The sequence below is a fragment of the Flavobacterium sp. N502540 genome (assembly GCF_025947365.1).
GTDB lineage: Bacteria > Bacteroidota > Bacteroidia > Flavobacteriales > Flavobacteriaceae > Flavobacterium.
Window position 1 is genome coordinate 4811344 of the sequence record NZ_CP110012.1, and the last position, 14599, is coordinate 4825942.

Annotated in this window: 9 protein-coding genes; 8 read left to right on the forward strand and 1 reads right to left on the reverse strand. The window is 38.0% G+C overall.

Annotated features, from left to right (window positions below):
- The first annotated feature begins 342 nt into the window (after window positions 1–342).
- From OLM58_RS20065 to OLM58_RS20100, 8 genes are all read left to right on the forward strand, one after another.
- The gene (locus OLM58_RS20065; protein WP_264530346.1) at window positions 343–975 is read left to right on the forward strand and encodes a nitroreductase; all 633 of its coding nucleotides are present in this window, start codon (window positions 343–345) and stop codon (window positions 973–975) included.
- Between the two features lie 32 nt (window positions 976–1007).
- A complete protein-coding gene (locus tag OLM58_RS20070) occupies window positions 1008–2528 on the forward strand; it encodes a pyridoxal phosphate-dependent decarboxylase family protein (protein WP_264530347.1) in 1521 nt (506 codons plus the stop codon).
- Window positions 2506–4947, forward strand: coding sequence for a GNAT family N-acetyltransferase (locus OLM58_RS20075; protein ID WP_264530348.1), 2442 nt, complete (start codon window positions 2506–2508; stop codon window positions 4945–4947). Before OLM58_RS20070 ends, OLM58_RS20075 begins: the two co-directional genes overlap by 23 nt.
- A 17-nt stretch (window positions 4948–4964) precedes the next feature.
- The gene (locus tag OLM58_RS20080; protein WP_264530349.1) at window positions 4965–6317 is read left to right on the forward strand and encodes a lysine N(6)-hydroxylase/L-ornithine N(5)-oxygenase family protein; all 1353 of its coding nucleotides are present in this window, start codon (window positions 4965–4967) and stop codon (window positions 6315–6317) included.
- 22 nt (window positions 6318–6339) lie between these two features.
- Complete coding sequence (locus OLM58_RS20085) at window positions 6340–8172, forward strand: IucA/IucC family protein (RefSeq protein WP_264530350.1); 1833 nt, start codon at window positions 6340–6342, stop codon at window positions 8170–8172.
- Window positions 8172–9578 carry an MATE family efflux transporter gene (locus OLM58_RS20090; protein ID WP_264530351.1) on the forward strand — a complete coding sequence of 469 codons (1407 nt, stop codon included), beginning with the start codon at window positions 8172–8174 and terminating at the stop codon, window positions 9576–9578. The genes OLM58_RS20085 and OLM58_RS20090 overlap by 1 nt, the downstream gene beginning before the upstream one ends.
- Window positions 9579–9939: 361 nt before the next feature.
- The gene (locus tag OLM58_RS20095; protein WP_173964189.1) at window positions 9940–10182 is read left to right on the forward strand and encodes an acyl carrier protein; all 243 of its coding nucleotides are present in this window, start codon (window positions 9940–9942) and stop codon (window positions 10180–10182) included.
- 17 nt (window positions 10183–10199) lie between these two features.
- Window positions 10200–11588 carry an AMP-binding protein gene (locus tag OLM58_RS20100; protein ID WP_264530352.1) on the forward strand — a complete coding sequence of 463 codons (1389 nt, stop codon included), beginning with the start codon at window positions 10200–10202 and terminating at the stop codon, window positions 11586–11588.
- 380 nt (window positions 11589–11968) lie between these two features.
- On the opposite strand, the gene OLM58_RS22100 is transcribed toward OLM58_RS20100, so the two are convergent.
- On the reverse strand, window positions 11969–14356 hold the full coding sequence (locus OLM58_RS22100) for a TonB-dependent receptor (RefSeq protein ID WP_319802355.1): 2388 nt from the start codon (window positions 14354–14356) through the stop codon (window positions 11969–11971).
- Window positions 14357–14599 lie beyond the last annotated feature (243 nt).

Genomic DNA, 14599 nt, shown 5'->3' on the forward strand with positions numbered 1-14599 from the left:
CTTGTAAGAATACAAAACAAAACAAGTATTTCTACCTCTTTTTTTAGCTGTAAAAATTACACGTAACTTCTTTTTTACAATTTAATAATAGCAGTAAAAAGACTTTAAACACAAAAACACAAACAGCTAACAATCAATATATTAACAAATAAAAATCAAAGAGTTTTAAAGTCAAGTGTACGTTCATTCGTATAAATTTTGAAAAAAACTTTTTTTTCTGTCAGATTAATTTATACTTTTGTTTCGAACTATTCTTATTCATTCTAAATAAGAATTACTTACAAATTTATTTTTATTTGGCCAAAATAAAAAAGAATTTTCTTAGAAAAATTTCCAAAATAAATGAAAATTAAGAACAACCCCAGCAAAATCAAGCTATCAGACTCTTCTTATAAATTAAACAAAATTTCGAAGAACATCCGTAACAGGAGAAGCGTCTATGCCAATCAGTTTATCAAGGGAGAATTACCGGATCAACTGCTTGAAGAAATTTTGACGAATGCCACTTGGGCTCCTACTCACAAAATGACAGAACCCTGGAGGTTTATCGTTTTTAGGGGCAAATATTTGAAGAAGTATGGTGAATATATGGCTCACTATTACAAAGATTTTTATACTGAATTATCTCCAGAAGATCAAAAACACAAGCTTTCTTATCTCGAAAATTATCCGCTCAATGCAGCCTGCATGATTGGAGTGGTCCTGGTGAAAAACACCAAAATTGACCTGCCCGAATGGGAAGAAATTGCTGCAGTCTCTTCTGCTGTACAAAATATTGCACTTACCTGCCATGCTCATAAAATGGGCAGTTACTGGAGTACCAAAGGAGTAGCTATCGATTATGTGGCAAAATTTGGTCTCTCAGAAAACGAAAAATCACTAGGGCTTCTTTATCTGGGGTATTATCCCGAAGCCTTAAAACCTTCCAAAAAAAAGAGAACCCCTTTATCTAAAAAAGTCGTCTACCTCGACTGAAAAATAACTTTAACCCTTAAAACAACTATTTTATGAATACCACATTGATTCGTACAGAAGTCACCGAAAAAGGAGTCCAGTCGGACCAGAATTTTTATAAAGATATTTTCCATCAAAACTCCGGAACAGAATACGCTCAGGCCATGAAATTAGCACAGGAACGCGTTTCGAATTTCCTAAAAAATAATAAAAAACCTTTCAGCGGAATCAAACCTGAAGAAATCAGAGCCAAAGTTGAAGAGATAGATTTTGACACTCCACTACCCGATTACGAAAGTCTGCTGAACGAAGTAGACGAGCTATATGTTAACCATGCTACAGCCTTCCACCTTCCGGAATATATTGCACACTTAAACTGTCCGGTTGTTATTCCGGCACTAGCTGCCGAAATTCTGATCAGTGCCATCAACTCCTCACAAGATACTTACGACCAAAGCGCCGGTGGAACTTTTATCGAAAGAAAACTGATTGACTGGACCAGCGAGCAGATTGGCTATACTCAGGGTGATGGTGTTTTTACAGCGGGAGGCTCTCAAAGTAATTTAATGGGGCTGCTTTTGGCAAGAGATTATTATGCTTTGCAGTATCAGAAATGGAATATCAAATTGGAAGGTCTTCCTCCTGATGCACATAAATACAGAATTTTTGTTTCGGACAAGGCGCATTTCAGCAATCATAAAACTACCTGGATTCTAGGTCTTGGAGAACAGGCAATCGTAAACGTCGGCGTTGATAAAAGATACCGTATGGATCCTGAAAAACTGGAAAAAGCAATTGCAGACGAAATTAGAAGAGGAAACATTCCAATTGCGATTACCGCAACAGCAGGTACCACCGATTTCGGTAATGTTGATCCTCTAAAAACCATTGCCGATATTGCCAACCGCTATAATTTATGGCTTCACGTAGATGCTGCTTATGGATGTGGATTATTACTGACAGAGAAACAAAGGTATTTATTAAACGGTATCGAACTTGCCGATTCTGTAACCATCGACTACCACAAATCGTTCTTCCAACCAGTGAGCAGCAGTGCTTTTATTGTAAAAGACAAACTTCACCTCAACATAATCAAGCATCATGCTGATTACCTGAACCCAAAAGAACAAAACTACGATGTGCTTCCGGCTCAGGTTAATAAATCGATTGTTCAGACTACACGCCGTTTTGATGCTTTGAAACTTTGGTTTACGCTTCGTTATATGGGTAAGAAAAAACTTGGACAATTTACTGAAGCCTTAATAGAAATCACTCAACAAACCGCTGCCTACATTGAAGCCGATCCGAATTTTGAACTGTTATGCCACTCTGATATTGGTATTTTATTGTTCCGCTATCTGGACGGACCCGTTGAATCAAACTCTTGTGACGTCAACAAATACATCAAAGAGAAGCTTTTCTATGGCGGAGAAGTACTGGTAGCCAGCACCAAAGTAAATGGAGAATTCTACCTGAAATTCACCATTTTAAATCCTCTTACCACCCTAAATGATATTAAAAACATTCTTAACCTCATAAAACAAAACGGAGATGAATACCACAGACTCAACTAATTTTTACCAACTGGCAGAACAAGTAAACTACAAATCCCTGCTCAACTGCTATTGCAGAGAATTTAGCAATTGGATCCAATACGAAGGTGTTCCGAAATACGACCCTGCTTTGGCCGAATTCATGAAAACTATCGACCATAGCTCTTTTCTTAAATTTGACTTCACTGCTATTGGTCAGGAAGTTTTTGCTCCCTTGGTTTATTTTTCTGAAAGTGGCGTACATGCTTTCGGATTTCCTGTAGTGTCACGCACTATTGCAACAGATACATTCAGGGAAATAAATCCAATCGAATTTACGGAACTTGTTGCTGCTTATTCTAAAACAGAAAACCCTGATATTGATCCCGTTCCTACGCAAAAACGCATGCAAAACAGCATCGAGAATCTGGCACTTTATCTGGAGCATTACAAAAACAGTGACCGTACAGCCAACAATCCGGAACAGTCCTTTATAGCTTCTGAACAATCTTTAATCCTGGGACATACTGTACATCCGTTGCCAAAAAGCAGAGAAGGATTTACAAAGGACGAATTGGTTCAATATTCTCCTGAAACCCAAGGACAATTCCCGCTCCACTATTTCCTGATTCACCCGGAAAATGTAGCCGAAAAAAGTGCCGAAGACTATTTGATCACCGATTATTTGAGAAAAGAGGTTTCGCAATTTGCTGATAAAAATGCCAAAGAATTACTGGATTTCTATTCGCAATACAAAATAGTACCAGTTCACCCTTGGGAAGCGACTTATTTATTGGAGCAAAAAGAGGTTAAAGAAATGCAGTCTAAACAGCTTCTTTTCAGTTTGGGGCAATTTGGACCTTCTTATGCAGCGACCTCATCTGTTCGTACCGTTTACAATGCCGACAGTGAATGGATGTATAAATTCTCTTTGCATGTAAAAATCACCAATTCCTTCCGTGTCAATTACCTACACGAACTTAACCGTGGTTATGATGCAGCGCAGTTGATGAAAACAGATTGGGGAAAAGGCATTCAAAAAGATTACCCACAAATTCAGCTTATTACTGATCCTGCGTTCATTACAGTGGTTTATGAAGATCAAATTATTGACGGTTTCAGTACCAGCATTCGTCAAAATCCTTTTCATGGAGCCAACGCCAATAAAAACGTGACTCTGGTAGCTTCTTTGACACAGGATAACATTTTGACTGAACTGCCAAGAATCGTAACTCTGATTGAAGAATCGGCCAAAAGACAAGACTTAACAGTAGCAGACACCGCTATTGCATGGTTCAAACAATACCTGAATATTAGCCTTACGCCTTTAATTGGTATTTTCAACAAATATGGATTTGGTTCAGAATTTCACCAACAGAATGTAATGGTTGAATTCGATGAAAATCTTTTCCCTTCAAAATTCTATTTCAGAGACAATCAGGGATACTTTTTCCGTCAGGGACAGGTAGAAGAACTGGAACGTTTGATTCCGGAATTTGGTAAAGACAGCCGTTCTTTTATTGCCGAAAAAAGAATTATTGATTTCTGGGGGTATTATTTCTTAATCAATCACTTGCTTGGAATTGTGAGCGCTTTGGGTAAAAACAAACTTGCCGACGAAAATACGCTGCTTAACCTGATTTACGAAGCGATCAAAAAAGAAGGAGAATCAGATGTTACAGGTTTAGTCTCTCATTTCACCGAAAGTGTCAAATTAATCGTAAAAGGAAATTTACTAACCAGTTTAAACAATATGGATGAAGCCAGTGCGCCAAGAACCAATCCGGCGGTGTACAAAACTTTTCCAAATCCTTTAAACAGACACTTTTTCTCTAAAAAACTAATTCAGCCAAAAGCAAACACTACTGTTTTCAGCCGTTATTTTGAGAAAGAAAATGTAACAATCACTTTGCGTCCGGTAGATGTAGACAAAGATTTGGAGATGCTTCACGAGTGGTTTCACCGCGAACATGCTTTGAAAATCTGGCAGATGAACTGGCCAATTCGCGATTTGGAGGTGTTTTACCGTACGCTGCTTCCGGGTGGTCATTCGCACAGTTATATTGGAGAGGCTAATGGTGTTCCTACTTTTAATATCGAAGTGTATTGGGCGAGCCGTGACATTGTGGGAGAATACTATGACGTACTTCCGTCTGATTATGGAACGCACCAGTTTATCGCACCAACAGATCCGAAACTAAAATACGGTTCTCCGGCAACACAATCTATGATGGATTTTGTATTGAGCGAATCAAAAGTAGGCAAAATGGTAGGTGAAGGTTCTGTAGATTCTATCGCTTCGATGATGAACAAAGCCCACGTTGGATTTAAAATTCAAAAAGTAATCGAAATGCCTCATAAAAAAGCCAATCTGAACTTCTGCTACAGAGAATGGTACTGGGCTAAATTCCCGGCTGCCGAAGAGTTTCAAAAAAAAATCGTTTCAGCCTCACAAGTTTAATTCATAAAATAACCACAATGAATACAGAAAAAATATATTCGGTAATCGGAATTGGAATTGGTCCTTTCAACCTTGGACTTGCCGCACTTATCGAACCCATTGAAGATTTACCTGCACTGTTTTTTGATCAGTCGGAAGGCTTTGACTGGCACCCGGGTTTAATGTTAAACAATGCCACTTTACAGGTTCCGTTCTTAGCCGATTTGGTTACAATGGCCGATCCAACGAATAAATACAGCTTCTTAAATTACATCAAACAAAGCGGACGTGCTTATAAATTTTACATCCGTGAAAATTTCTTTATCTACAGAAGAGAGTACAATGAATATTGCAAATGGGCGGCGGCTCAGTTAAGCAACCTTAAATTTTCGCACAAGGTGATTTCAATTGACCCTGTTGATGATGTGTACAAAGTTACGGTGATCCATACTCAGACCTGTGTTACGACTGTTTATTATACGCATAAAATAGTTTTGGGTACGGGAACTTCACCACATGTCCCTGATTTTATTGACACCGAAGCTCTTCCAAATGTGATTCATGCCTCTCAATATTTATATTTCAAACCTCAGATTCAGAAAAATGCGTCGGTAACAATCATTGGTTCAGGACAAAGTGCTGCTGAGGTATTCCGTGATCTTTTACCGGATACGGAAGACGGATTGCAATTGAAATGGTTTACCCGTTCGTCACACTTCTTCCCGCTTGACAATAAATCTAAGCTGACTTTGGAGCTGACTTCTCCGGAATATGTAGATCATTTTCACAGTCTTTCGGCACAAAAAAGAAAACAGCTTTTAGACAGTCAGCACGGGCTATACAAAGGGATTGATCACGAATTGATTAACGAGATTTTCGACAGCTTGTACGAGATGAGCTTAGAAGATACGCCACTAAATGTGGAATTACGCTCTAACATGCGCCTGACTTCGGTAAAAGAAGATACAGATGGTTCGCATTTACTTGATTTTGTACAAACAGAACTGGAGCAGCCTTTCGAGGATCAAACCGATTATGTGATTCTGGCAACGGGTTACAAATACAAAGAACCTGCTATTCTTTCAGGAATTCAGGACAAAATTGGCCGACTGGAAAATGGCTTATTCAAAGTACATCGTAATTATACTATTGACAAAAACGGTACGGATATTTTTGTTCAGAATGCTGAATTACATACGCATGGACTTTCGACTCCGGACTTAGGAATGGGTGCTTATCGAAATTCGTACATCATTAACCAAATCGCTAATCGTGAAGTGTATAAGGTTGAAAAACGCATTGCTTTTCAACAATTCGGGGTACAAAGAGCAACTCCTGAATTTTCATCAGCGAATGTTATGGAATTAGTAAACGAGCAAGTAAACCATTAGATCATACTAAAAATCAACTCAGATGATAACCCCAGAAAATACCTTTAAAGACGCTCAGCACCTCAATGCCGATATTTGGAATCAGGTCAATCGAAACTTACTCGCTAAAAGTATTTCGGAATTGATGCGTGAAGACGTTGCAAACCCTCAAATAACCGCTAAAGACGAAGATGGTCTTACTCATTTCAGATTAGAAACCGACACAGAGAGTATTTACTATACTTTTTCGGCTTATCCGAGGTTTCTTAACTATTGGCATATCGTTAAAGACAGCCTTTGTAAAGTTGAGCATGAAGTAAAATTAGATCATATCGATGTCCCAAATTTCTTTATCGAACTTCAGGAAACTTTTGGCATCAACTCTTTTACCCTGGCCCATTATATCGAAGAGTTACTGCACACCTTATATGCTGATGCTTACATTCAGTCAAACCGCCGTGTGCCTGCCGCCGAATTAGCCGATGCTGATTTTCAAACGATCGAACACAGTCTTGATGGCCACCCGTGGGTAATTGTAAACAAAGGGCGTATTGGTTTTGACTCGGAAGATTATACGAAATACAATCCCGAGTCTGATCAAAGAACACGTTTAATTTGGATTGCTGCTCATAAAAACAGAGCTAATCTGCGTTTACAGACCAATGTGGACGATCAGGATTTTTATGAAAATGAAATTGGTAAAGAAAAACTGGATGCCTTTAGAAACAAGTTAGAGGCATTGAATGTAGATCCGTATGATTATGTTTTTATTCCAGTGCATGTATGGCAATGGCAAAATAAACTTGTGATGCAATTTTCTAATGATATTGCTTCCAAACATCTTATCCCATTAGAGTTAACCGAAGACATTTACAGCCCTCAACAAAGCATCCGTACTTTTTTCAACGAAAGTGCACCTCATAAACATTATGTAAAAACATCAATGTCTATTTTAAACACCAGCCATGTCAGAGGTTTGTCTCCTAAACAATTATTGATAGCGCCACGTTTGACAGAGTATCTGAAAAATGTTCTAAAACAAGACGAGCACTTGCAAAAAATGGGAGTTGTACTTTTAGGCGAAGTCGTTTCGGTTACCTATGCCCACCCTAGTTACAGTAAAATTGACAATCCCCCTTACCAGTACAATGAATATCTGGGTGCTATGTGGCGCGAAAGCCCTATAAATTCCCTTAGAGAAGGAGAGAATTTAATGACGATGGCGGCATTATTATATGTAGACAACACCGGGAAAAGTCTTGTACAAGAACTTATAGAAAAATCAGGTCTTTCTACAGAACAATGGCTCAAAGCTTATATGACTGCGTATCTTAAGCCCGTGCTTCAGATTTATTACCAGCATTCGTTATCTATCGATCCACATGGACAAAATGTGATTCTGATTTTAAAAGATTATGTGCCAACACGTATTGCCTTGCAGGATTTTGTGGGAGATATTTTAATTAATGAAGAAGCAAAGAAAAAATTGCCACAGGAATTTATTGATAACTTGTTTAATGCCTCTCCAAATCCGGAAAATGCACCGTTAACGATACTTATCGCCATTTTTGATGCCTTCTTCAGATACCTGAGTCACGTTATGATTACAAACGCTAACTATACAGAGAAGGAATTCTGGAATTGTGTTTACGATATTATCATCGAATATCAGGCAGAACATCCTGAGCTTCAGGAAATCTTCGACAAGTACAATATGTTTATACCTGAATTCAAACGTCTTATCTTCAATAGCCGACGTTTGTATAATGGTTATGAAGAAACGGCAGGATTTCCACACATGAAGAAAAGCGGTTTTGTACCGAATCCGTTACATCAGTTAATCAATGAAGAAATAGTAACGGCAAAAGAAAACTAATGAAAGAAGCACTTTTAAAAACACGCTCCTTCTTTGGTCTGTTAAGGCGTTCTCTTGCCGGAAGTGAAAAGAACTTCACTTCGGGCAGCATTAACAAAACCATTCTTTTACTGTCAGTTCCAATGGTGATTGAGCTTCTGATGGAATCACTATTTGTATGTTCCAATCTGTTCTTTGTTAGCCGATTGGGTACGAATGCAATTTCAATCGCAGGAGCTACCACTACTTTCATCACCTTTTGTTACTCCGTTTCCATTGGTTTGGGGATAGCGGCTTCAGCGATGATTTCCAGAAGAATTGGCGAGAAAAAATTCAAAGCGGCAGGTCAGACCACCATGCAGGTGATTTATGCTACAGTACCCATTGCTGCCCTGATTAGTATTGTCTGCACCATCTGGACCACCGATATTATGAGTGCCATGGGACTTTCTGATGCTATGGTTAAGGAAGGAAGAACTTACGGCATCGTCATGTTTGCTTCCAGCGGATTTTTGATTCTTAGAATCGTCGTAAATGGGATCTTCCGAGGTGTTGGAGACGCTTCGACTGCTATGAGAATACTGTGGTTATCCAATGCGTTGAACATTATACTGTGTCCGGTATTTATTTATGGCTGGGGTCCTGTTCCGGCATACGGTTTATTGGGAGTTGGACTGGCAACTTTAATTGCCAGAGTAATTGGAGTGCTGTACCAGGCCTGGTATCTGATAAGGGCCAAAACCATGTTAAAAATTGGTCTGGCACAAATGGTCTTTAATCTTGCTATTTTCAAAAGAGTACTGAAACTGGCTTTTGGCGGTACCGTACAATTCATCATTCCGGCATCAAGCTGGGTGTTCATGATTAAAATCATGTCGCATTTTGGCGAAAGTGCTCTTGCCGGATACATTCTGGCACAAAGAGTCACTTCGATTGCTACGATGCCGGCCTGGGGTCTTGGAAACGCCGCAGGAATCTTAACCGGACAAAATCTGGGAGCGAAACAGCCTGATCGTGCCGAAAAATCGGTTTGGAGAGCGGGAATGTTAAACATGGGATTTCTGGTTTTAATTGGAATTTCCTGGATATTCCTAGCTGTTCCGGTCATAAAAATCTTTACTGATATTCCTGAGGTGATCTCTTTTAGTACCATGTACATTCATCTAATTTCTATAGCCTACATATTATTAGGTTATACGATGGTGATTTCAAGAGCTCTTAATGCGGCCGGTGAAGTAAAAGTGGTGACGTGGCTATACATCCTGATGTTCTATGTCATACAGATTCCGCTTGCCTATGCTCTGGGAATTACTTTTGACCTGGGTTCCAATGGTGTTTTTACGGCCATCCTTGTTTCAGAAATTATATTGGCCGTGGCTTGTATCGTCGTCTTCCGAAAAGGAAAATGGAAACATACTAAGGTTTAAAACTAAACCGGTTCAAAATATGTCACCCCGTTGGGGTTTATTGAAACGATGTTTATCAATTTCTATAAATATTTTGCCCCGATGAGGCTTAACATTTATAAAAAGCTCCAAAGGAGCATCATATTTATAGAATTTATAACGCATTTTTTGCAAAAGCTCCAAAGGAGCCCCATATCTATAGAATTACATTCCGATGAGATTAACATTTATAAAAAGCTCCAAAGGAGCGACATATTTATAGCATTTAGAATGTTTTTTTTGCGAAAGCTCGGAAGGAGCGTCATATCTATTGCATATGAATTACATAACAAAACATTAAACAATAAATAAGAATATCAATTTAATATTAAATAATAAAACAATGAGTACAATAGAACAATTACACGGAGTATTTGCAAGAGCTTTTGAAATTCCTGTTGAGGCAGTAAACGACGGACTGGAATATCAGGCTATAGCCGAATGGGATTCAATGAGTCATTTGGTATTAGTAGAAGAACTTGAAAGTACTTACAAAATCTCGATCGAAATGGAAGACATTCTGGAGATGGGAAGTGTAGCAAAAATTAAAGACATCTTAAAAAAATACGGATTTGAAATCAATTAGAATAGACCACTAAACTTATGGAACTATACGATTTAATCAGAAAAAATGAAAAACTGACTTTTACTGACGCCAGTACCGGAGTTTCAAAAACTATTGCAGAAATGGATCAGTCACTGGAAATCGAAAACATCCGTTCAGTTGTTTTTATTTACAATGACAATCAGTTACCGGCTATTGAAACGCTTTTAAATTTTTACCAGAGCAGGTTTACGATTGCTTTGTTAGGAATGGGGTTACTTGAAAATTTTAAGGAAAATCTGGAACAGAAATATACTCCTTATTATATTTACGACCCTACGCGAACTGAAATAGAAGGCTACACAGCTGTAAATGCGTCAGAAACAATAGTATTGTTTAAACGAAACGTAAATTTAATTTACCCGATACATGCCAAAATAAAACTTTTGCTAAGTACTTCCGGAACTACAGGATCGCCTAAATTTGTTAGGCTTTCTGATGAAAACCTGGTACACAATGCAAAATCGATTATGGAATATATGCCTATCCGACCAGATGATGTAGTACCTTTAAATGTGCCGATCAATTTTGTGTATGGCTTGTCGATTTTTACCACCAATTGTATCAAAGCCAGTCAGATTGTTTGTACGGATAAAGATGCTTTTCAAAAAGAATTCTGGGCCGATTTCAAAAACTACGGATACTCTACCTTAGGTGGAGTTCCGTACTTCTATGAGATGCTGTACAGTATTGGATTTTTCAAGAAAGATCATCCTTCCTTACGTTACCTGACCCATACGGGCGGAATGCTGAATCACAAACTAATCGAAGCAATTTCAGTTTTTAGTGAGAAATTCGGCAAGCAATTCTTTGCACAGTATGGTCAAACAGAAGCTTCGGGCCGTATGGCTTATCTGCCTCCGAAAGATCTGTTGCGAAAAGGAACTTCTATCGGCTTACCCGTTAAAAATGGACGTTTTGAGATTGATAACGAAACAGAGGAACTGATTTATATTGGTCCCAATGTTTATGGCGGTTATGCCAATGTGAGAGCTGATCTTCAGTTTTATGAGGAACAGGAAAGACTCCACACTGGAGACAAGGCCCGACAAGACGAAGAAGGTTACTACTATATTGTAGGCCGAATCAAACGAATCGTAAAATTGTTCGGAGTACGTCTCAATCTTGACGAAACAGAATTGTTGCTGAAAGATGCATTGGGTGGACAAACGTTTATCTGTCTCGGAATAAACGATAAACACCTGGCCGTAATGTACACCGACGAAAATCTGAACAAAGAATTAATTCTGAAAGTGCTAAAAGCTAAACTAAATCTTCATGCCAGTTCTTTAAAAGTGATGCATATAGAAGACGTTCCACTTACACCAAACGGAAAAGTAAACTATCCTTTGCTTAAGGAATCACTGGAATTAGAAGGAGCTTTATAAGTTTTCAGTCGCAGTTTTCAGTCACAGTTTTCAGTTTTCAGTTTACAGTTTTCAGTTTACAGTTTCAGTGTTTACTGATTACTGAGACTGTAAACTGTAAACTGTGACTTTTTTTATCCTTCCAAAACAAAAAAGTCTCCTGACAAAACCGCGTCAGGAACCTTTAAATAAAATTAGAAGGAGCTTTATAGGTTTTCAGTCGCAGTTTTCAGTTTACAGTCGTAGTATACAGTTTCAGTGTTTACTGATTACTGAGACTGTAAACTGTAAACTGTGACTTTTTTATATCCTTCCAAAACAAAAAAAGGTTCCTGACAAAACCGCGTCAGGAACCTTTAAATAAAAAAACAAAATAATAACTATTGTTCAAAAGCTATCTTTTAGAAGCTATATCCCAGCGCCAAGTTAAATCTGGTACCGTTTCCTCTTGTATAATTGGCATTTGTACCATAAAATTGAGAAGTCGTTGGATAATAATCTGTATTGAATATATTTTCAATTCCAAGTTTAACACGGATGCTGTCCGTTACTTTATAAGCAGATGCCAGATTCCATAAATTGAAAGAATGAATTGGTCCTTCGCCAATTGCATAAGCTCCTTTGGCATTTGGTTTAAAAACATCACGATCACCAACATACATCCAGTACAATTCAACATTTAATCTTTTACCGCCATACTTTGCGTAACCCGCAATTTTAACCGGAGGAATTCGGTTTGATTTCAAATAAATATCGGTTGGCCCGTAAAAGTTCCCGTCAGAATCTTTATCACCTCTTCCCTGTACATTTGCATAGTTACCACCTACTGTCAATTCCTTAAGAATTTGGTAATCGGCCTGAACTTCATATCCCCAAACTCTTTCCGGCAAACGTTCTGCTACTAAAAATCCGTCCACCTGAATCAAATTGGTTCCTAATTTTGATGTACTCAAATAATAAGAAGCACTTAAATTGAATTTTCCTAACTGACTGCTAAAACCTCCTTCATAGTTGTTGACGATAATTGGTTCTGTCTCTAACTTAGAGATGGCATCCTGTTTTGCATTGGTTAAAACCCTTCCTAAATCAAATACAGAAAAAGCCTGAGAAAAACTCACAAACGGATTGAAGAATTTAAATCTTGAGTATCGAATACCTGTGTTAAAAACAAAAGCATCATAATTAAGCTCACCGCCTTTTACAGCGATACTTCCCGCTCCATTTGCACCGGTAGCAAGAGTATTATAATCGTCGATATTGATTTTAATGTTTTCTGCACGCAAACCTGCTTTTACATTCCAATCACCAAACAGTTGTGTTGATAACTGTGCATAAGGTGCCAGATTGACCATATCGATGTTCGGAACCCAAACACGTCCGTCAACCAGTTTTTGATTCGTTTTATCGTTCAATAAATCGAATCCGTAAGTCACATCACCCGTGAAGTTTGACGAAATTACAAAAGGAGAATTCAAATACACTCTTAACCCTTTTTTGGTAGATGCCGTTTGTGATTGTCCACTTCCATAGAAAAAAGTAGAGTTAGAAAATGCCGTCAGGAAATCCTGAAAATACAAGTTGGCTGTAAGTGAAGTGCTTCCAAAAATTCCTTTGTTTACATACTGAAGATTAGCGTTATGATTGTAACGATTTCCTTCATCTACGCCAGGTCTGTTACCCAATACTCCAATTGCCGGGCTTACTCCGTATACTCCATTTTTAAGGATAAAATCCGAATCCTGATTCGAACTGAAGTAATTGTACATGAAGTCAATTCTTTGCTTAGCAGTTAAATCGTAACCTACTTTGGTAAACACATTATACGTTTTAGTTTCTCCTAATCCGTATTCTGGAGAAATAACCTTCCCTCCTCCATCACGAAAAACACCCGTTTTTTCATAAGTTCCACCTACCATATAGTTGAACTTACTGATTTTTCCATAAAACTGCTGATTGAATCGGTATCCCAATGTGCTGTCACCTTTTATATTTCCGTTAGTTCCAGCTTCACTGTATCCGGCAAATTTCTTCTGAGTTTTACCCGACTTGGTGATATAATTAATCAAACCTCCATCAGCACCATTTCCATAAATAGCAGTCGCTCCTTTAATGACTTCTATACGTTCAATTACCGAAGGATCTATAGAACGCAGTTCACGTCCTGCAGATTTCAATGGCGTCGATTGCGGAATTCCATCAATCAAAACTAAGGGATTTCTTCCGCGAAGTGTCTGACCGTAATTCCCTGTATTGTTTGTACCCGACCCCAAACCCGGAACCGCAAATGCCACAATATTGGCTATATTTGGACTCACAATCGATAGATCCTCAATGTCTTTAGCATTGATCACGGTTACCGAAGAAGGTGTTTTCGATAAGGTTTCCACCTTTCTGCTCGCCGAAACGATAATTTCATCCAGTTGGTCACCATTTTCTGAAGAAGTGCTGGTTTCTTTACCATTAAATTTCAATTGCAAAGTCACATTGGCAGTTTCATTGTTTGCAACCGTAACTTCCTGTTCGATCGTTTCGTAGCCCGATAATGACGCTTGCAGTGTATAAATATTCTCTACAATTTTGTTCAGTCTAAAGCTGCCATCGCTATTTGAAATGGTTTTATATTTTGAATTTTTAAGTGTAATAATAACTCCCGAAGCCGATTTTCCATCAGAGGTTGTGATTTGTCCTTTAATTTTTCCACCATTTTGTTGTGCAAAAGAAGAAAAGACTGAAAATAAGAGGCTGATAATAAATAAAAACTTTGATGTTCTTAAACTAAGATATTTCATTGATTTTAATTTTTGGTTAGTGATTTTTATTCTTATTTAGAATTAATAAAAACAGCGCAAAAGTAAAGATTAATAATTGTTTAACAAGTATTATTTCGATTTATTCTATAGAATTTTAAATAATTCATTCGGCTTTGTCAGAAAATAAACCAGCTTTTTGATAAAAAAGCAATATTACAATAGCAACAGCTTAAAAAATTGTACGAATGCCATAAAACGATTCAAAATCAATCTGTAAGTTTT